General features: G+C 43.5%; 17 protein-coding genes. 11 read left to right on the top strand and 6 right to left on the bottom strand.

The window, feature by feature from the left end; genetic code table 11:
- Positions 1–87: 87 nt before the first annotated feature.
- Complete coding sequence (locus R7P69_RS12995; protein ID WP_017633794.1) at positions 88–921, bottom strand: S1 RNA-binding domain-containing protein; 834 nt, start codon at positions 919–921, stop codon at positions 88–90.
- A 192-nt stretch (positions 922–1,113) separates the two neighbouring features.
- On the opposite strand from R7P69_RS12995, the gene R7P69_RS12990 reads away from it, so the two are divergent.
- On the top strand, positions 1,114–2,466 hold the full coding sequence (locus R7P69_RS12990) for a hypothetical protein (protein ID WP_005377421.1): 1,353 nt from the start codon (positions 1,114–1,116) through the stop codon (positions 2,464–2,466).
- Between the two features lie 33 nt (positions 2,467–2,499).
- On the opposite strand, the gene R7P69_RS12985 is transcribed toward R7P69_RS12990, so the two are convergent.
- The gene (locus tag R7P69_RS12985; RefSeq protein WP_005377418.1) at positions 2,500–2,997 is read right to left on the bottom strand and encodes a DUF4442 domain-containing protein; all 498 of its coding nucleotides are present in this window, start codon (positions 2,995–2,997) and stop codon (positions 2,500–2,502) included.
- Positions 2,998–3,370: 373 nt separating this feature from the next.
- Between R7P69_RS12985 and R7P69_RS12980 the strand changes: the two genes are divergently transcribed.
- Positions 3,371–4,429: a 3-deoxy-7-phosphoheptulonate synthase gene (locus R7P69_RS12980; protein ID WP_005390197.1), complete on the top strand. Its 1,059-nt coding sequence runs from the start codon at positions 3,371–3,373 to the stop codon at positions 4,427–4,429.
- Between the two features lie 21 nt (positions 4,430–4,450).
- A complete protein-coding gene (locus R7P69_RS12975; protein ID WP_005377415.1) occupies positions 4,451–4,933 on the top strand; it encodes a YajQ family cyclic di-GMP-binding protein in 483 nt (160 codons plus the stop codon).
- 102 nt (positions 4,934–5,035) lie between these two features.
- Here the strand turns inward: R7P69_RS12975 and R7P69_RS12970 are convergent, their stop codons facing one another.
- Entirely contained in the window at positions 5,036–5,956 is a 921-nt protein-coding gene (locus R7P69_RS12970) for a bifunctional precorrin-2 dehydrogenase/sirohydrochlorin ferrochelatase (RefSeq protein WP_238951930.1), read from the bottom strand.
- A 460-nt stretch (positions 5,957–6,416) separates the two neighbouring features.
- Between R7P69_RS12970 and R7P69_RS12965 the strand changes: the two genes are divergently transcribed.
- The 5 genes from R7P69_RS12965 to R7P69_RS12945 all read left to right on the top strand — a co-directional run bounded on the left by R7P69_RS12965 (position 6,417) and on the right by R7P69_RS12945 (position 11,661).
- The gene (locus R7P69_RS12965; protein WP_005377403.1) at positions 6,417–7,445 is read left to right on the top strand and encodes an amino acid ABC transporter substrate-binding protein; all 1,029 of its coding nucleotides are present in this window, start codon (positions 6,417–6,419) and stop codon (positions 7,443–7,445) included.
- A gap of 218 nt (positions 7,446–7,663) precedes the next feature.
- On the top strand, positions 7,664–8,869 hold the full coding sequence (locus R7P69_RS12960; protein WP_005377402.1) for an amino acid ABC transporter permease: 1,206 nt from the start codon (positions 7,664–7,666) through the stop codon (positions 8,867–8,869).
- A 1-nt stretch (position 8,870) separates the two neighbouring features.
- Entirely contained in the window at positions 8,871–9,968 is a 1,098-nt protein-coding gene (locus R7P69_RS12955) for an amino acid ABC transporter permease (RefSeq protein WP_005389988.1), read from the top strand.
- Between the two features lie 23 nt (positions 9,969–9,991).
- Positions 9,992–10,741, top strand: coding sequence for an amino acid ABC transporter ATP-binding protein (locus R7P69_RS12950; protein WP_238951931.1), 750 nt, complete (start codon positions 9,992–9,994; stop codon positions 10,739–10,741).
- A 251-nt stretch (positions 10,742–10,992) separates the two neighbouring features.
- On the top strand, positions 10,993–11,661 hold the full coding sequence (locus R7P69_RS12945; RefSeq protein ID WP_005494926.1) for a Bax inhibitor-1/YccA family protein: 669 nt from the start codon (positions 10,993–10,995) through the stop codon (positions 11,659–11,661).
- A 76-nt stretch (positions 11,662–11,737) separates the two neighbouring features.
- On the opposite strand, the gene R7P69_RS12940 is transcribed toward R7P69_RS12945, so the two are convergent.
- Positions 11,738–12,112, bottom strand: coding sequence for a chromosome partitioning protein ParB (locus tag R7P69_RS12940; protein WP_005490570.1), 375 nt, complete (start codon positions 12,110–12,112; stop codon positions 11,738–11,740).
- 408 nt (positions 12,113–12,520) lie between these two features.
- Here R7P69_RS12940 and R7P69_RS12935 point away from each other — a divergent pair, with 408 nt between their 5' ends.
- Positions 12,521–12,850, top strand: a complete 330-nt coding sequence (locus R7P69_RS12935; protein WP_005377396.1) for a TusE/DsrC/DsvC family sulfur relay protein — start codon at positions 12,521–12,523, stop codon at positions 12,848–12,850.
- Positions 12,851–12,852: 2 nt separating this feature from the next.
- Here R7P69_RS12935 and yccX read toward each other — a convergent pair whose 3' ends face one another.
- A complete protein-coding gene (gene yccX / locus R7P69_RS12930; protein WP_005486991.1) occupies positions 12,853–13,125 on the bottom strand; it encodes an acylphosphatase in 273 nt (90 codons plus the stop codon).
- 91 nt (positions 13,126–13,216) lie between these two features.
- On the opposite strand from yccX, the gene R7P69_RS12925 reads away from it, so the two are divergent.
- Positions 13,217–14,620, top strand: coding sequence for a methyl-accepting chemotaxis protein (locus R7P69_RS12925; RefSeq protein WP_238951932.1), 1,404 nt, complete (start codon positions 13,217–13,219; stop codon positions 14,618–14,620).
- 183 nt (positions 14,621–14,803) lie between these two features.
- Complete coding sequence (locus tag R7P69_RS12920; protein ID WP_053307112.1) at positions 14,804–15,997, top strand: class I SAM-dependent methyltransferase; 1,194 nt, start codon at positions 14,804–14,806, stop codon at positions 15,995–15,997.
- Positions 15,998–16,050: 53 nt separating this feature from the next.
- Here R7P69_RS12920 and R7P69_RS12915 read toward each other — a convergent pair.
- Positions 16,051–19,473 (bottom strand): VWA domain-containing protein (locus tag R7P69_RS12915; RefSeq protein WP_318121608.1); only part of this gene is annotated, 3,423 nt, incomplete at its 5' end.

Below are 19,473 nucleotides of genomic sequence, written 5' to 3'. Positions count from 1 at the left end.
CTCTGCGGAGCCGTTTCCCCTAGGCCCAAAAAAAGGAAAAGTTTGGGCCGTTTTTTTGGCTGTAGTTCCACTATACGTGAGTTTGGACTACGCTAGACGAATACCGTCTTTCTCAATGACAATTTTACCCTGCTTGTATAAGCCACCGATGGTCTTTTTATAAGTCCCTTTACTTGTGCGGAAAGCATCAAAAATCGCTTCAGGAGAAGACTTGTCATTCAAAGGCAAAAATCCGCCTTTCTTCTCTAGCAAGTCAAGGATCTTACTAGAAAGATCGTCCATTTTCGCCACACCGACTTTTTGTAGAGCAAGGTCGATTTTGCCATCTTCACGAATGTGCTTAATAAAGCCTTTCAGCTTTTTACCGATGTAAAGCTTACCAAAAACATCCGATGGGAAAATCATGCCCCAATGCTTACCATTAACGATAGCTTTATAACCAAGTTGACTACGCTCTGCGATGATCAAATCAACTTGCTCGTTAACTTCATAATTCGCTGGAGTTTTATCTAACCATTTATTGAACTTAGTCGTACCAACAATGCGACCTGACGCTTTGTCGGTATAAACATACACTAAAATGGTTTGTCCGGCAGAGAAGCGAGTGCGTTGCTCACTAAAAGGAATCAGTAAGTCCTTTTCTTTGATGCCCCAATTTACAAAAGCACCTGTCGCATTCACACCCTCAATCTTCATTAAACCCCATTCACCCACTTGGGCAATTGGTCTTTCAATGGTCGCAGCAAGTTGGCTTTCTGAATCGAAGTACAGAAATACGTCTACATGCTCACCAATTTCAGTACCCTCTGGTACATACTTACTAGGTAGTAGAACAGAACCGTAATCATCGCCATCCAGAAATACGCCAAAATCAGCCTTTTTAATGACTTCTAAGCTGTTAATTTGACCAATTTTAATCATTGATTTTGTCTCTTTTTAAATTTACGTGGAATTATACCTAAACTAACAAGAAAATCAGAGAGAAAAGCATAGTGCTCTGTTATGCTGTTGTCGTTCAGCTATATGCCCCAGTCACTCTTTTAGCACTCTTATACTTACCTGCTCAACGGAACGCATAAGTTAAGAATGCTTTAGCAAAGTCAGGAGCTTTCTTTGGTCACCGTCGATAAACAAGACTCAATAACATTAAAAATCAGTCATGCACTCGCAAAGAGCAAAAGTGTCGACCTAGATATTTACTTTTTTATACCTGGTGAGCTTGGTTTAAACGCCGATATCATCAGTGAATCCGAATTTTATTACACCTCAATCACACAGCAACGATCTTATTACAGTACTGAAATCCTTCTTCCGCTAGTACACAGTCGACTTGCCAAACGTGGACGCCTGTCGAATCAGCAATACCGAGTAAGTTTGAGTTTGTTCGCTTACCAATACGTTATCGCGCTAGACAAAGCGGTAGCAAGTTTAAACAAGCATGAGAACAACTCCGTAACGGAAGATGAAGTGGACGAAGTTATCGAGCTCACGCTTGAGATCTTAAAGCGCTTGCGGCGTTCTATTCCTTATGAAGAGAACTTAAAACGCTACTACGTTAACATCGATAACTATCTGTCTTGGTATACCGAGCAAAAGTTCCTGTCACTGGTGGCCCATCTACCACGTGAAGGCGACTATGGCACGATCAAAAAGCGTCTGATCACGCTATGTGAGAAAGAGCAAGCCCATCGTAAACTCAACAAATACAACTCATCAAGAGTCGTTGAAGACGTTACTCGCCTATCTAACAAAATGCGCTTGCTAAGGCGATTGATTGAACACCCTATCGTGCTTCGTGAAGAAACCATATCGATGGGTAACAACATTAAGCGCGCTATCAAAGGTATTGCAACCGGTTTAGTGATGGTTGTCGTGACCTCGACCGTGATTCTCGCTCGCGATTATCTGGGGGAAATTTCTGCCTCATTCATTATCGCGATGTCTTTTATTTACGCTTTACGAGAAATCTTTAAAGATGATTTACGCGATGCCATGTGGCGATGGATCCGTAAAGGCAAACCAAAATGGCGTAAGAAGTACGTTGATCCAACGACGAAAAAAGTGGTTGGCAAAAAATTGGAGTGGCTCGATTATCGTACCTTAAGTAGCTTGCCGGATAAGATTCAAAGAATACGTAAAAAACGCGTCGTTCAACGTGAAGAGCAGATTCTTCATTATCACGAGAAAACCGAAATGGCGACCTCTCTTTTCTTGAGTGGTTACGAACAAACGAGAGAAACATTGAACATCAGTTTGCGCCCTATCATCCGCTTGATGGATAAAAGCTCAAACCGAGTTTACCGTTTAAATGAAGGTCAAGTAACCAAAGAGTCAGTAGAGAAACGTCATTTGCTCAATGTGATTGTCAAAGAGGACAACCACACCGATGAGCCTGTTTATTACCGCTGGAAAGTGGTCTTAAATCGCTCCAAAATCGTCTCTATCGAGAAGATTGAACTCAATTAAGCCAACGCCTTTAAACAAACGAGCCACAAACCACTAGGCAGCCTCTTTTCTTTGTTGGGCTGCTTTTTTTATCGAAAGAGTAAGCGAAAATTCAGCCATTGGCTCGTCACCATGTAAGTTAGGACACAGCGCGACAATTTTTACGTCACGATTTACTCGTTCACCCGTTGCCAAGGTGTGCTCGAGCATCTCATCAATGACATGACCATCGTTACAAACAAAGTGCACATCGGCTTCCGGGCGCTTTAAAAACTCGGCTTTCACACCTTTAAATGCTAGCGAGATCGCTTCTCCCTTTTCTTGCGCTTTACTCATAGCAAGAAAACCACCAGCAACATCAGCGCCAACGGCTAAAGCGCCGAAATACATGCTATTCAGGTGGTTCTTCGTTCTTCTGCGCAATGGGATACGAACCTCAACATGCTTGCTATCTATCGCAATGATTTTAGGGTGGCAAAGCCAAATCAGCGGCACTTTCGAAAAGCCAAACAGATTTAGATACAAATTCGCACGACGTAGAGCTGATAACATTTTTGGTCTCCTTACCAATCTAGTCAGACCAGTTAATCAACGAAAGAAATAGATGTCAAAGAAATGTTAACAAAAGCTCGATCTCACGAGTTATTTAACCCTCATGAAGTGACGGCGTCACCCGTGAGGTATGAAGTTTATCGCAGTTACTTAGATTACCTTACAGCGAGATAGATAAAATGGTTATAAATTCAAATGTATATATATTGATTTAATGATCAAGTTTTGTCATTTATACATAAGTCATTTAAATGAATACCTACACCTTTGTATACAATTCGGTATTTCCTGGCGAAGATTCCCGTGAAACGGTTTATTCCTGCCTGTAATTCCGTTATCTTTACCCCTTCGCAATAGAGAATAAAGCTATAACATGCCTATAAAAACAGATGAATTGAGAACCCAGCCTTTGGGTCCAATGCCTACCCCAGCAGAGCTAGGTAGTGTACATCCTATTACGGATGACGTTGCAGACCGTATCGCTCAATCTCGTCGTCAGATTGAAAACATTTTATCGGGTGAAGACGATCGCCTTCTTGCGATTGTAGGTCCGTGTTCTGTTCACGACACTGAAGCTGCCATTGATTACGCCACTCGCCTGAGTGAAATCCAAGACAAGTACAAAGACGAGCTATTTATCGTGATGCGTACTTACTTTGAAAAGCCTCGTACAGTAGTTGGTTGGAAAGGTTTGATTACGGACCCTAACCTAGATGGTTCTTACGCACTTGAAGCTGGTCTTCATAAAGCTCGTAAACTACTACTGGATATCAACAAGCTTGGTCTTGCGACTGCTACTGAGTTTCTTGATATGATCACTGGTCAATACATCGCGGATTTGATCACTTGGGGCGCGATTGGTGCTCGCACAACGGAATCACAAATTCACCGTGAAATGGCGTCGGCACTATCTTGCCCAGTTGGTTTCAAAAATGGCACAAATGGCAACGTAAAAATTGCAATTGATGCAATTCGCGCATCGAAAGCATCGCATTACTTCTACTCGCCAGATAAGAACGGTCGAATGACGGTTTACCGCACAAGTGGCAACCCTTACGGTCATATTATTCTGCGCGGTGGAGAAAAAGGCCCTAACTTTGATGAAGCATCAGTCAAACAAGCATGTGATGCTTTAGCTGAGTTTGGATTGCCACAACGTTTGGTTGTGGATTTCAGCCATGCAAACTGTCAGAAGCAACACAGAAAACAAATCGACGTAGCTCAAGACATTTGTAACCAAATTAAGTCAGGCAGCACTCGTATTGCGGGTATCATGGCTGAAAGCTTTATTCTTGAAGGCAATCAGCCAATGACTGACATCAATAACCTAACGTATGGTCAGTCTATTACAGATCCATGCCTAGGTTGGGAAGACACTGCTACAATGCTAGATATGCTGGCAAGCGCTGTTAAGTCCCGAAAGTCCCTATAACAAAATAATCAAGGAATCTTCATGCCATCGTTTGATATTGTTTCTGAAATCGATACGGTTGAACTACGTAACGCCGTTGATAACGCTAACCGTGAATTGTCTACTCGTTTCGATTTCCGCAACGTAAATGCGAGCTTTGAGCTAGTAGAAGAAAACGTAAAAATGTCTGCGGAAGGTGACTTCCAACTTAAGCAAATGCGCGACATTTTACGCGGCCACTTAGCGAAGCGTAACATTGACGCGAACGCAATGGATGCACAAGACCCAGACGTTACTGGTAAAAACTGGCACCAAACTCTGCTTTTCCGTCAAGGTATTGATACTCCAACGGCGAAAAAAGTAGTGAAACTTATCAAAGACGCAAAGTTAAAAGTACAAGCTTCTATTCAAGGCGACAAAGTACGTGTTACTGGTAAGAAACGCGACGACCTGCAAGCGACAATGGCAGCGATTCGTGAAGCAGAGATGGGTATCCCATTCCAGTTTAACAACTTCCGTGATTAATCAATCTGAGAAGTAAATAAAAACGCCAGCGCATAATCCGCTGGCGTTTTTTATTGGCTTTTGTGTAACGAACTACGTATCCACTTTTAGCATTTGGCATTGCTAGATAACCAAGTCCTGCCCTTGCAGCAATACGAATTCGCTCGTTCCTTGTGGTATGAACACGCAAATTCGAAGCTTTTCAGCTTTAGCCTTGGCCAGCATATCCGAAAGCTCAGCAGCGCTCGAGAAAGCTTCTCTTTCTGCATCTCTGCGTATTAGTTCTAACACATTCGCTTCACATCGAGTTGAGTACAGAGCCAGCTCCGCTTGTTGCATATAGCGTACGGCTTTTATTGGCAACATCTCAACATCTTTCCCAACATGAACCCAAGTACAACTTCCCTTTTCATCTAAGGGTGTTGCCATGGTCGCTTGGTAAATTGCTTCTAACTCACGATTATCTCGCGCGTTTTCCACCTCGGGATTCGAGAAGAATTGCTCCCAAAACTTGCGGCGTAAATCGACGCTAGGCAGCGCCTCTTTAATTGAGTTTCGCTTTGAGTTAGCAAAATCCGCCATCAACCCCATGTTTTGTGGCAGTATCGATTCAAGCTTTTCACGGATGTTTCGAATTAAAACTGGCGAAGCTCCACCACTAGAGATAGCGATTTGGATGCGGCCACGATTAATCATTGACGGCGTGATGAAATCACAATAAGGCTTATCATCCACAACGTTAACCAAGATGCCTAGCTCTTTGGCATCTTTGTACACTTGGTGATTTAGCTCAGGATTGTCTGTCGTCGCCCACACTTGAACAAAGCTTTTAGTGACAATGTCACTCGAATAGAAACGTTGTACCCAGCGCAGTTGACGCTCAGAAGCAAGCTTAGACAGAAAATCAACCAACGTCGGAGAAACGATAGTCACATCCGCCCCAGCCTTTAGCAACGCTTCCACCTTTCGGCTTGCCACCTCACCGCCACCCACGACGAGAACGGGTTTATTAATTAAATCTAAGAACAGAGGAAAATATCGCATTTCAATCCATGATTACTCTAATTAGCTGTTGTAGACCATGCTACCAAAAATGGGGCAAGCTCATCACCCTGTTTCGGTATCACAAATAATTTTTGTTTGAATTTTTACTGAACTTCACCTTGCTCAGCTAATGACAGTTTTAATAACAACTTTTTATTCTTTTGTATTGTTCACTCTTCTATTGATTGTTCTGATGCACCAAATTGTCCATGAATTGCACTATTTACAAACAATTAACATTTCGTCATTCTAAATCTCAAGGCACTTTGTAAGTTCTCTCAAAACTTCATTTAAATTATATATTTGAGAATTAACAGATCCTTTCCTACGCTTATAACTGGTTGATCTATCGAATGCCGTTTCTTCGAAAATCAATCACGTAGGACGATAACTCTAACGAATTGGACACGTTATTTCAGGTCACTCCTGATTAAACATGGATCATACAGGAAGGATACAAATGGCAAATAAACTCACAGTTCTTGCTTCCGTCGTAGCGGCTTCTACTGCGATGATGGCAACATCAGCTCAAGCAGCAGACACTACTCTGGACAAAGTCACAAAACAAGGCTTTCTTACTTGTGGCGTAAGTACCGGTCTACCTGGTTTCTCTAACCCTAACTCAAAAGGCGAATGGGAAGGTATCGACGTAGAATATTGCCAAGCACTGGCTGCAGCCGTTCTTGGGGATAAAACGAAAGTTAAATATGTACCCCTAACCGCAAAAGAACGTTTCACTGCGCTTCAATCTGGTGAGATTGATGTGCTTTCCCGTAACACGACCTGGACTCTCCACCGTGACACTGCACTGGGCCTAAACTTCGTAGGTGTGAACTACTACGACGGTCAAGGTTTTATGGTGAAGAAGGAACTTGGTATCTCAAGTGCTAAAGAGCTTGATGGTGCGTCGGTGTGTGTTCAATCAGGTACAACAACCGAGCTAAACCTTGCAGATTATTTCCGCAACCAAGGCATGGCGTACAAACCCGTGGTATTCGACACAGCTGCGCAAACTTCGAAAGGTTTTGATGCGGGACGCTGTGACGTATTAACAACTGACCAATCTGGCCTTTATGCACTGCGTTTGAATTTGAAAGATCCGTCCTCTGCGGCCGTTCTTCCAGAAATCATCTCTAAAGAGCCACTAGGTCCAGTCGTTCGTCAAGGCGATGATCAATGGTTTAACATCGCTAAGTGGACATTGTCTGCGATGATTAACGCTGAAGAATACGGTATTAGTTCGAAGAATGCGGATGAAATGCTGAAGTCAACAGATCCAAACATCAAACGTATCCTCGGTGTTGATGGCCCTAAAGGCAAAGGGTTGGGTATCCGTGACGATTGGGGCTACCAGGTTATCAAACAAGTTGGTAACTATGGTGAAAGCTTCGAACGTACAGTCGGTACTGGTTCGCCATTAGAAATCTCTCGTGGCGTTAATGCGCTATGGAATGCAGGCGGCTTTATGTACGCGCCACCAATCCGATAGAAAGAGTTAATCAGGGCGGTTCATGCCGCCCTTTTTCTTGATTATATCTCACTGTATGAGTAAGGATCGCTCATTGGATGGCGAAAAGCGCTCGCTTTGTGGAACGGCTTTAAAGGTTCGTAAGCCGCTAGACATGAGAGCGTTATTCTTTAGCCAGCAAGGACGAAACTTCTTTATACAGGCCGATATCTATAACTAAGGTTTGAGGTTATCGCTGTATGAAACCGACACAAGATGCATCGCCAAGTACGATGTCCAAACCAAGCGGAAGCAAGAGCCTGATTTATAATCCTGCCTTTCGTTCTGCTATTTTCCAGATCATTGCCATTGCTGCACTGGTATTTTTCTTTTACACGATTGTAAACAACGCTCTCAATAACTTAGATGCTCGTGGTATTGCAACGGGCTTCGGTTTTCTGAATCAAGAAGCCGGGTTTGGTATTGGGTTAACATTAATTGAATACGATGAAACGTACTCTTACGGTAGAACATTTATCATCGGCCTTCTTAATACGGCGTTAGTCTCTGTATTAGGTATTATTCTGGCTACTGTGATTGGCTTTACCATGGGGGTTGCCCGCCTTTCTTCTAACTGGTTAGTTAGTCGTTTAGCGGCAGTTTATATCGAAACTTTCCGAAATATCCCCCTTCTTCTGCAAATATTCTTCTGGTATTTCGCTGTTCTTCAAGCATTACCCTCACCACGCCAAAGCTTAAGTCTTGGTGAAGCTATTTTCCTGAACGTTCGTGGCTTATATTTCCCTGCACCGACTATGGAACCTGGCAGTAGCTACGTTATTGCCGCGTTAATCTTCGGGGTAATCGCAAGCTTATTAATTAATGTATGGGCGAATAATAAGCAACGTCTCACTGGGCAACAAACCCCAATGGGAAGAATAGTTTTGGGTTTAGTTGTTGGCCTTCCATTGGTTGTGTACTTCCTTGCTGGTATGCCAATTTCACTGAATTATCCTGAACTAAAAGGGTTTAACTTCCGAGGTGGTATTAGCATTATTCCTGAATTGGCTGCGCTACTTTTGGCATTGAGTGTTTATACAGCTTCTTTCATTGCTGAGATTGTGCGCTCTGGTATTAATGCGGTTAGCCATGGTCAAACCGAAGCAGCGATGTCGCTAGGCTTACCACGCTCGAAAACTTTAAAGCTTGTTGTCATTCCTCAAGCGTTACGAATTATTATTCCACCTTTAACCAGTCAATATCTCAACCTCACCAAAAACTCATCGTTAGCGATGGCGATTGGTTACCCAGATCTTGTCTCTGTGTTTGCTGGTACTACCCTGAACCAAACGGGACAAGCGATTGAGATCATTGCGATGACGATGGGCGTGTACTTGACATTAAGTCTGATTACGTCTGCATTAATGAACTTGTATAACCGTAAAGTCGCGCTGGTGGAGAGATAATATGAGTACTCATCAATTTCAACCGGATCTCCCGCCACCCGCCAATACTGTAGGCTTCGTTGGTTGGATGCGGAAAAATCTATTTAATGGCCCTATCAATTCCATTGTTACTGTCATTCTTGCGTATATTGTCGTAACTGCAATATGGTATATCGTGGATTGGGCGTTTATTAACGCAGACTGGATTGGCTCAACGCGTGACGACTGTAGCCGAGATGGTGCTTGCTGGGTATTTATCAGCGTGCGCTGGGAGCAGTTCATGTATGGTTTTTATCCAGAGTCCGAACTATGGCGCCCTCGCCTGTTCTATATCACATTAGCCATATTTACTGTTTTACTCGCGTATGAGAAGACACCGAAACGGATGTGGATTTGGCTTTTCTTCGTAAACATCTACCCATTCATCATCGCTGGACTGTTATACGGGGGTGTCTTTGGACTAGAAGTGGTAGATACACACAAGTGGGGTGGACTACTCGTTACGCTCATTATTGCGCTAGTTGGTATCGTAGTTTCATTGCCAATTGGTGTGGTGCTTGCGCTTGGTAGACGTTCAGAGATGCCGATCATTCGCAGCATTTGTACCGTCTACATTGAAGTTTGGCGTGGCGTTCCGCTGATTACGGTTTTGTTCATGGCTTCGGTTATGCTTCCATTATTTATGTCTGAAGGTTCAGAGACAGATAAACTGATTCGCGCCCTTATCGGTGTGGTTATGTTTGCCTCCGCTTACATGGCAGAAGTGGTACGCGGTGGTCTACAAGCCATTCCGAAAGGTCAATATGAAGCCGCTGATGCGCTTGGGTTAAGTTACTGGAAAAAGACTGGGCTGATTATCTTGCCACAGGCGCTAAAGATTACTATTCCTTCTATCGTGAACACCTTCATCGGTTTGTTTAAAGACACCAGTTTAGTACTCATCATTGGCATGTTTGACGTACTCGGTATAGGGCAAGCAGCAAACACCGACCCTGAATGGTTAGGTTTTGCTACAGAAAGTTATGTATTTGTCGCGTTAGTGTTTTGGGTATTTTGTTTTGGCATGTCGCGCTATTCGATATGGCTTGAAAACAAACTTCATACCGGTCACAAACGATAACTCATCAAGATCAAGGACGTATTATGACGCAACAACAAGACTACATGATCCAATTGAAGGACATGAATAAATGGTATGGTGAGTTTCACGTACTAAAAAATATTAACCTCGACGTTAAGCGCGGCGAAAAAATCGTTATCTGTGGCCCTTCAGGTTCAGGGAAATCGACCATGATTCGCTGTATCAATCGCCTTGAAGAACATCAAGCAGGCAGCATTTTTGTTTCTGGGACAGAGCTTACGGAAGACTTGAAAAACATCGAAGCAGTGCGACGTGAAGTCGGAATGTGCTTCCAACACTTCAACCTCTTTCCACACTTAACGGTTTTGGAAAACTGCACACTTGCACCTATTTGGGTGAAAAAGATGCCGAAAGAGGAAGCAGAAGCGGTTGCGATGAAATATCTCAAACGCGTTAAAATCCCAGACCAAGCCGATAAATACCCAGGTCAGTTATCTGGTGGTCAGCAACAGCGTGTAGCGATTGCCCGTTCATTGTGTATGAGTCCTAAAGTCATGCTGTTTGATGAGCCAACCTCTGCGCTCGACCCTGAAATGGTGCGTGAAGTGTTGGACGTTATGGTCGAATTGGCGGAAGAAGGCATGACCATGCTGTGTGTAACCCATGAAATGGGCTTTGCTAAAGAAGTCGCCGATCGCGTGATATTTATGGACGCAGGAGAAATCATAGAAGAGAACAACCCGGTCGACTTCTTTGAGAATCCTCAATCGGATCGCACGCAAAACTTCTTAGCGCAAATCCTGCATCATTAATCATCAACGCAGATAACGCTTTAAAAGCACTGATTTCGAATGAAGTCAGTGCTTTTTGTCATTTACATCACCAATCATTGTGAGCATCAACGCAAAAATTCTTGGTGGTAATATTGTGTTACAAGTTGCCACATACATAACATCTTATTTCCATTATCATTTTATCTAGGATATGCATGGAAAGGGCTTGATTTTTTGAACTTTCAGCCCCATAAATGTACCAATAGTAAACTCCCTTATTGAGGATAATTATGAACAGTCCAATGTTTACTCGTTCAACAAGTGTTCCTAATACACTTGAAACTAACAAAGTACTGAAAAACACTTACTTCCTACTGTCGATGACACTGATGACCAGTGCTATCGCAGCAGTCGCGACTATGGCAATGCAAATTTCACCAATCATGGCGATTGTGATGCAGCTTGCCGCGATTGGTATTTTGTTCTTTGTTATGCCAAAGGCAATCAACTCATCATCTGGTATCGTTTGGACATTCGTTTTCACGACTCTAATGGGTGGTGCTTTAGGTCCAATGCTTAACTACTACGCATCAATTCCAAACGGTCCTACTATCATTGCTCAAGCTCTAGGTTTGACTGGTATGGTGTTCCTTGGCCTATCGGCTTACACCATTTCAAGCAAGAAAGATTTCTCTTTCATGCGCAACTTCCTGATGGCAGGTTTGATCATTGTGATCGTTGCAGCGCTGATTAACATCTTCGTTGGTTCAACAATGGCTCACCTAGTAATCAGCAGTGTTTCTGCACTCGTGTTCTCTGGTTTCATCCTATTCGATACAAGTCGTATCGTTCGTGGCGAAGAAACAAACTACATCAGTGCAACAATTTCGATGTACCTAAACATCCTTAACTTGTTCACTAGCCTACTAAGCATTCTAGGCATCATGAACGACGATTAATCGTTTCTCGTTAAGTAAAATCAAAAAGCCCGAAGGTAATTCCTTCGGGCTTTTTCTTTGTGTGCAATTCAGTGTATTACGCCTGCTCTACAGACAACTCGATAACTTCGTCTGCTTCTGGATTTTCTCTAAAGCGTCTCACTTTGATCGTTTCCTCTCCTAACATGATTTGCTTGGCGATTCGGTGCATACCATCAAAGACTCGGTAGTCACTAGTTAAGATCACGGGATACGATACATCGGCATTGTTAATGCGTTGGCAATGTTTCGCGATTTCACGACAGGTTGGCTGCGGCCCTTCATCACTAAACCAGGTCACCTCATTCGGACCTTTAATGTCATCAATGGAAATTTCTTCTACGGGTAAGGATTCTGCAAGCTTCCAAATACGCTCAATAGACCAAGTGGATTTTACGTTGTCATTAATCTCAATGTAACGTTGTGTCGACATGACTGACTCCTTGTCATGAGTGTTGCTTCTAACCTGAGCACAGGTCGGTTATCAAACCCAGAGAATATCGACCCAAAGGAATAAACACAACGTCGTAACCGACTCATCCTTAAACAAAATTTCATTAATTAGACAGCTGACTATCAAAAAACGATAATGAAAATGAATAAACCCGAATACAAATGCAAATGTCTTGGTATTACCCCGGTAAATTTTTTAACAAGCTGAATAATTTATTATTTTTCTGCATAGTAGTGAGTTTTGGACACATCATCAGCATCCATTAAAGCCCTGCTACTTTGTATGCTTTTGCTTCGCTCAGTACGACTTCAGGATTCTTTTGTTGAGAACTTCCTAACGTGTGCGCTAATCTATAAACATCCATGTTCACTTAACGGATAAGACGTTATGTTCGTTTACAACGGCAAAGAAATTGAAACTGATGCTCAAGGCTATCTACTGGATCATACTCAGTGGGAAGAAGGCATGATTGAGCTTTTAGCAAAAGAAGAAGACATCGAACTTACTGATGCTCATTTAGAAGTTGTGCATTTTGTGCGCGACTTTTATGAAGAGTTTAATACCTCTCCAGCAGTGCGAATGCTTGTCAAAGCAATGGAAAAGGCGCACGGCCCAGAAAAAGGCAACAGCAAATATTTGTTCAAGCTGTTCAAAAAAGGCCCAGCAAAACAAGCAACAAAGCTAGCAGGTTTACCTAAACCAGCTAAGTGCCTGTAATATTATAGAATTTTAAATCCGCGGAATGGTTTGTACGATACGCTCTCTCGCGTAACGCTTTCTACTGTCGCCGTCCGCGGACCTTCTTGTAACCATTCACAAAACTGGTCAATTTTCTCTTTAGGCCCACAAGCCATCACTTCTACATCGCCATTGTTCAAGTTCTTCGCGTAGCCCGTTAAACCAAGCTTTAAACCTTGGTGCGAAGTATGGTAACGAAAGCCAACCCCTTGAACGTGACCTTTAACTATAAATCTCTCACACTTTACGTTCATCTTTGTACCGCATCTGATTATTGAGTGATATATTCGTTTTGTCTTATTCACCCCACTAAGGATAGTGGGTTTTCGTATGGTTATAATAATTATGAAAGAAATTCCTTTCCGCTGGATTGATAAGTATCTCATTCACTTAAAGATTCAAGAAAAGTTCTACTTGCTCTTCATTCTCCCTCTTCTTGCTCTAGTCATTCTTACTCTCGTCCTCAATAGCGCGGCTAATTCTCTGATCTCAGGTATGTATCAGGAAGAGTTGATGCTCATGAAAGGGCTGATAGAGGCTGGTAATCTTTCTCAAGCTCAAGTAGCCAACCTTATTGCGGGTTCAGAGACGGTCTCTATTGGTACAGGATCACAATCTGTATCGGTATTGAATGGCGCATTCAGTTTGGTTGCGAATCATGATCTTTCTCTGTGGACTGCCCTATCAATGACTCAAGTGAGCATCATCTGCGTGAGCTTGTTTGTTCTCGCGTTAGGGGTTTACTACATCATGACGTTCATCGGTGGCGCAATGTTCACCATGAACAAGGCGCTAAACACGCTTGCTGATGGCGACCTAACCGCGCGGATGAATTTCTTCCCTGTCCGTGATGAGTTCAGTGAAATCGCCATCACGATTGATAAAGTCGCGGAGCGTGAACAAAAAATGGTTCAATCCATCCAAGAGTCTGTCGCTCTTATGCAGCAAATCAGCTCAGACTTGAACCAATCGATTCACCACAGTTCTGAAATTTCTGCGACGCAACAAGAACACCTCAACTCTCTTGCAAGTGCAACGGAGCAGATGGCGTCAACGATTCGTGAAGTTGCGACACTGGCTCACGACTCAAGCACACAGACGGATGATGCACGTAGTGTGGCTCAATCAGGCCAAGTGAAAGTCGAAAACACGCTTCACTCGATTTCAAATCTGTCGAATGAGATTCAATCTGCTTCTCAAGCGGTTGAAGAGCTAGATGCAAATGCAGCGCAAATTGATGAAGTTGTGACAACCATCAACGGTATCTCTGAGCAAACTAACCTACTCGCCTTGAACGCTGCAATTGAAGCGGCTCGTGCAGGTGAACAAGGTCGTGGCTTTGCGGTTGTTGCTGATGAAGTCCGTGCTCTTGCAGGCCGTACTCAGCAAGCAACCGTTGAAATCCAAGCGATGATTGAATCGTTACAGCGTAACAGCCAGTCCCTCACCAAACTTATGGAAGTTACGGTAAACAATGCCAACGAAGGTCAAAACCTGATGGCAGAAGTAAACCAAGAGATTGGCTCGCTTGCCGATAAAAACCAAACCATCTCAGACAGCAGTATTCAAATTGCGACTGCAGCTGAGGAACAAGGTGTCGTTGCAGATAACATCGCCGCAAGTGTCGAAGAAATCCGAGTTCAAGCAGATAATGTGTGCAATATGATCAGCACGACCTCGCAAAACGTCGAGCAGTTGCGTAAGCAAAGCGATACGATGGAATCTCTCCTCACAGGTTTGAGAGCATAAGCAAATATCAGTTTATCAGGGTCACGCAAGTGGCCCTTTTTTATGCCAGCTAACAGCTATGCCGACGATAATGACTAACGATACCGACCGTTTAGCAAATGACTGGATTGTTGAGGGATATTGCTTTTGCCCTCAACATCCCGGACAATACGCCCCTTTCAAAATTCAACAAGAGCAAATGAAATGACAGCTGCTATCTATTTGGTTAAAGGTCGTGAGAAATCGGTCAAGCGCAAGCACCCTTGGATCTTCTCTCGAGGCATCAACAAAGTTGAGGGCGAACCTGCTCTTGGCGAAACGGTTGATGTATTCACTCACGACGGTAAATGGCTAGCTAAGGCGGCATATTCGCCAGCTTCACAAATTCGTGCTCGTATTTGGAGTTTTGATAAAGAAGAAATCGACACCGCGTTTTTCGTTAAACGACTTAAAGACGCACAACTTCTTCGTGAAGACATTATCGAACGTGATGGCCTTACGGGTTATCGCCTTATCGCAGCAGAGTCTGACGGCTTACCAGGCGTTACGATCGACCGTTACCAAAATTTCTTTGTGTGCCAACTTCTCAGTGCTGGCGCAGAACACAATAAGCAGGCTATTGTTGACGCTCTGGTTGAGAGCTTCCCTGATTGTAATGTGTACGAGCGCTCTGACGTGGCCGTTCGTAAAAAAGAAGGTTTAAAAGAGAGCACGGGCGTTTTGCACGGCGAAGAGCCACCTAAATCGGTCGTCATCGAAGAAAATGGCGTAAAGATTAGTGTAGATATCGTTGGCGGACACAAAACAGGTTTCTACCTAGATCAACGTGATAGTCGCCAGCAAGCGATGAAATATATGAAAGGCAAAGAAGTTCTTAACTGCTTCTCTTACACAGGTGGCTTCGGACTTTACGCTCTAAAAGGTGATGCAAAGCGTGTGATTAACGCTGACGTGTCGCAACCTGCTTTAGATACCGCAAAATTCAACGCAGAGCTAAACGAGTTTGATATTTCGAAGAAGCGTGCCGTGTTCCTAAATGCAGACGTGTTTAAGCTGCTTCGTGAGTATCGTGATCAAGGAACTCAGTTCGATGTTGTGATCATGGACCCACCGAAGTTCGCAGAGAGCAAAGCACAACTAAACGGCGCATGTCGTGGTTACAAAGACATCAACATGCTAGCAATGCAAATTCTAAAACCGGGCGGCACGCTACTAACCTACTCGTGCTCTGGCTTGATGGATCAAGTTCTGTTCCAGAAAATCATCGCTGATGCAGCCGTAGATGCTAACCGCCAAGTAAAGTTTGTGGAGCGTTTTGAACAAGCCGCTGACCACCCAACCGATACCGCATATCCAGAAGGTTTCTACTTAAAAGGTTTTGCATGTAAAGTGCTTTAGGCTACGAATAAGTAAGACAAAGCAGAAGAAAAGGGCCTACTGGCCCTTTTTCATTATGGCTCTAAGTTAACCTTAGTTAGTGCGGATAACACATCTCTCTCAAAGTCCGCATTTCCCACGATTAAATCACTAAACTCTGTCGCCCCGTTTTCTATTACGATAGTTTGAATTGAGTTTCCATCGTTATGGGTTATTTCTAGAGATAAGTCATCGCCATCAATGTTCAAGTCAATACTATTGAGAAGTTCTTCTATCGTATTGTGCCCTGCATCTTCAACGACTTCACTCAGATCTAAGGTGTCCAAATCTCTCTCAAAACCTCTAATTAGATCTGTTCCTGTATCCAAGGAGTCGTTGACCCATTTAAAGACATCTGCCTCGTTATCATTACCGATCAAGATGTCATGACTTACGTCCACTTCAGCTTCAATAATATTTGCAGAGCCATTACTTGAAGCATTTACTCCTCCGTTTTCATCAATAACGAATTGCAGGGTGTTCTCACTTTGATCACCATCGTTATCCGTCAATACATAATCGAAGTCTAACGTTTCAACTGTATCACCCACCGCACCATAAAATGCATACGCACCGTCGTTTAAGTCGATTTCCAGAGTATGTTTGCTGTCGATATAGATAGTAAGCTGCATCGTTGTGTCGTCAAATGCATGCGAAATACCATCGTTATTGTCAGTTACTATTAGGTCTGAACCATCAAACGAATAAGTGACACCGTCATGTTCTATTTCGCTAATATAACCACCATCTGCACCAATACCTGTATCTGGAGAAGTGGTATACATCAAGTTCCCCCCAACAGGTTGAATCACTGACTGCAACATAACCGGAGGTAATTGAGTTACGTCAGGAACCACAACACCATCAAGGTCTTGATTCAAAAAGCCATCATATGCTACGCGATCTAATTGCTCCGGCATAAGATTAACGCCCATACCATACGCTAGGGCTGTTATCTGATTATCAGGATCGGTTAGGTGATCAATCCAACTCTGCTCGCGAGCGTCGTTTATAAATGATGACGCAGGGTTTGGCTGACCATCTGACAAGAAGTAACTAACATTCGACGCACTGGTTAACTTACCTACATCATCCCATGACTGTTTTGCTTCATTTAGCGCGTTGTTATAGTTAGTCGCGCCACCCGCAGTTAGCGTATCAATATACGCTTTGGCCTCCTCGACCGTCAGCCACGTCGCAGCACCTATAGCGTAAGTGGATGCTGTACTGCTATAAGTAATAATTTGAACTCGCGTTTGACCGATAGACTCATATTGATTCAATAACTGAGTTGCTGAATCTTTCATTATCTGCAAGCGATTATCCGTTCGCATAGAACCCGAGACATCCATTATGAGCTGAACGTTGGCACTTTCTTTAGTTTCTGCAACTACATCGTGAATAATAGATGCAGAATCTGGTGAGTCATCTTCCACAATAACGTTGACCGTTGTGGAGTTAGTAAGACCACGAGCATTCGAGACAAGCACAGGCACCTCAATATTTAAGGTGTCTTCTCCAGATGGGTTGGAGTGATCAATCGGACCAAGAAGCTCCGTAGATACCACTCCAGTATCATTGACTGATATTTTGATAACCTCTTCACCGTTCGCTGAACCGATAAGCATTTGGTCGTTATTTGATAACGTCCACGTTACAGAGATACCGTTACTAGTAAGAGCTGTAGATGGTTCACTGAGCGTAACAGAATCAACGGTTTGACCCAGCGTCAATTGTTCTACATCAGTACTCGAGTCAGTTGTGTCATCAAAGCCGTTTAGAGCAGAGTCATCAGCAATGGCGTTGCTTAAGCCTTCCTCAGAAACGTTTAGAGTTACACCTTCTACGATTGGTGGGGCGTAAGGGTTGACAGAAAAGTACCCCGTTTTACTGTCGCCATCATTATCAGTAATAGTGTAGTTAAAATCGATATCCCCATCGCCATAAGGTGAGGTCAAAGGCAAGTATTGGAAGAACTCCCATTTTCCAGTGCTAGGTGTAAGTTGAACTTCGAATGCAAGCTCTCCATCAGCCTCTGCAATCAGTCTATTAGAGTTTTGTGGATCGACGTATATCAACACGTCTTTACCATCTAGAGTCTCTAAACCAGCCTCACCTCCATTTAAGACTATAGAACCAGGGCCATCAGCTCCATATACAGCACCGAGGTTCCCATCCGCACTAGCAATTGGCACGCCAGAGTACGCACCTGTAAAGGTTATTGATTTAACGGTAAAGTCACTGTTGTCTTCAGTATCCGGGCCATTGCCATTACTGGTCGCCTCGAGGATGATTTTATCAAAGCCTCCCTGTTGAACATTGAAATTTGCCGCGTAATCACCACTGCTTGCGTCAGAGCTGAACGATTGCTGAGCAATTAATACACCATCTCTATAAAAAGATGCGATTCCTTTCTCAAGTTCACCACCAAACATTTTCTCAAATTCTATTTCTGCTCCGTAAGCAACTTTATTGCCTAAGTCTATGATTAACTGCTCTGATACACCCTCATTACCCGCGAATCGATAATCGACTTCGTTTTCTAATTGGAAGCCGTTGTTACCAGAACTTTTAACGCCAATCCCTTCTGATGATTGATTGATTTCAGCTGTTCCCAGCATCACAGATTCGTCAGACACAAAACCGTTTGCAGTCACAACAACGTCCCCAAATGTTCGACTGGTTGCATCTGCCTCACTTCCTGCAAAATCTATGCGCCCTGTCAGAACGTTAGGTGCACCAGTAAGCGACACATCGACGGGTTGAACAACAACAGGCACGTATGGGCAATCATCTTCAACGGCCACATTTAAGCTTTGAGATGTTGTTGTTTGTCCATCACTTACAGAAATCTGTAAATCAAAGTTGATGATGTCTTCCACATCATTAACAGGATGATCAAGTGGCTCAAACAGAGTAATAGTATAGTCCCAAGAGCCTTGACCTGAAGCTGAAAGCTCGCTCAGCACAACGGTAGCAACAACGCTCAGGTGAGCAGTTTTCGCAGTCAGCGTTTGAGTACTGTTGTCCCACGTCCACGATATAGGCTCCCCTCCTGATGTTAGGTTGTTAGGGCCTGCCAATACCACTGAAACATTCGCCGTGTCTGGATCGGCAACTGTGAATGTTCCTGAGAAACTTGCGGAGTTAGTGGTGTCTGAAGGTGCTCCTGTATTATCAGGGATACCATTAGCTAAACCTTCTTCCGAAACAACTGCATTCACAACATTTGAAATAGAAGGAGGAGCATCATTATCAATAATCGTTGCCGTACCGGTATCGCTGCCTTGCACTGCACCAATGCCGGTTACTGTCACGCTGAAATCTTCAGGGCCTTCATAAACAGCGTCATCAATGGAAGCAATACGCACATCAAACTCAGTTTGCCCTGCTGGCACGGTCACCACACCATCGTTTGGCACTGCAACCCAACCGGAGCCTGTGTTGTATTCTAAGGT

It is taken from the genome of Vibrio sp. 661, assembly GCF_033339315.1.
Taxonomy (GTDB): Bacteria; Pseudomonadota; Gammaproteobacteria; order Enterobacterales; family Vibrionaceae; genus Vibrio; species Vibrio alginolyticus.
The sequence above is the reverse complement of the archived record's forward strand: the minus strand, read 5'-3'. Positions and strand labels throughout refer to the sequence as shown.

Excerpts from the sequence above, each read along its gene's own strand:
- R7P69_RS12980 (WP_005390197.1), top strand. The coding sequence starts at position 3,371 with ATGCCTATAAAAACAGATGAATTGAGAACCCAGCCTTTGGGTCCAATG.
- R7P69_RS12955 (WP_005389988.1), top strand. The coding sequence starts at position 8,871 with ATGAGTACTCATCAATTTCAACCGGATCTCCCGCCACCCGCCAATACT.
- R7P69_RS12925 (WP_238951932.1), top strand. The coding sequence starts at position 13,217 with ATGAAAGAAATTCCTTTCCGCTGGATTGATAAGTATCTCATTCACTTA.
- R7P69_RS12970 (WP_238951930.1), bottom strand. The coding sequence starts at position 5,956 with ATGCGATATTTTCCTCTGTTCTTAGATTTAATTAATAAACCCGTTCTC.
- R7P69_RS12985 (WP_005377418.1), bottom strand. The coding sequence starts at position 2,997 with ATGTTATCAGCTCTACGTCGTGCGAATTTGTATCTAAATCTGTTTGGC.
- yccX (WP_005486991.1), bottom strand. The coding sequence starts at position 13,125 with ATGAACGTAAAGTGTGAGAGATTTATAGTTAAAGGTCACGTTCAAGGG.
- R7P69_RS12975 (WP_005377415.1), top strand. The coding sequence starts at position 4,451 with ATGCCATCGTTTGATATTGTTTCTGAAATCGATACGGTTGAACTACGT.
- R7P69_RS12945 (WP_005494926.1), top strand. The coding sequence starts at position 10,993 with ATGAACAGTCCAATGTTTACTCGTTCAACAAGTGTTCCTAATACACTT.
- R7P69_RS12960 (WP_005377402.1), top strand. The coding sequence starts at position 7,664 with ATGAAACCGACACAAGATGCATCGCCAAGTACGATGTCCAAACCAAGC.
- R7P69_RS12995 (WP_017633794.1), bottom strand. The coding sequence starts at position 921 with ATGATTAAAATTGGTCAAATTAACAGCTTAGAAGTCATTAAAAAGGCT.
- R7P69_RS12920 (WP_053307112.1), top strand. The coding sequence starts at position 14,804 with ATGACAGCTGCTATCTATTTGGTTAAAGGTCGTGAGAAATCGGTCAAG.
- R7P69_RS12935 (WP_005377396.1), top strand. The coding sequence starts at position 12,521 with ATGTTCGTTTACAACGGCAAAGAAATTGAAACTGATGCTCAAGGCTAT.
- R7P69_RS12965 (WP_005377403.1), top strand. The coding sequence starts at position 6,417 with ATGGCAAATAAACTCACAGTTCTTGCTTCCGTCGTAGCGGCTTCTACT.
- R7P69_RS12940 (WP_005490570.1), bottom strand. The coding sequence starts at position 12,112 with ATGTCGACACAACGTTACATTGAGATTAATGACAACGTAAAATCCACT.
- R7P69_RS12950 (WP_238951931.1), top strand. The coding sequence starts at position 9,992 with ATGACGCAACAACAAGACTACATGATCCAATTGAAGGACATGAATAAA.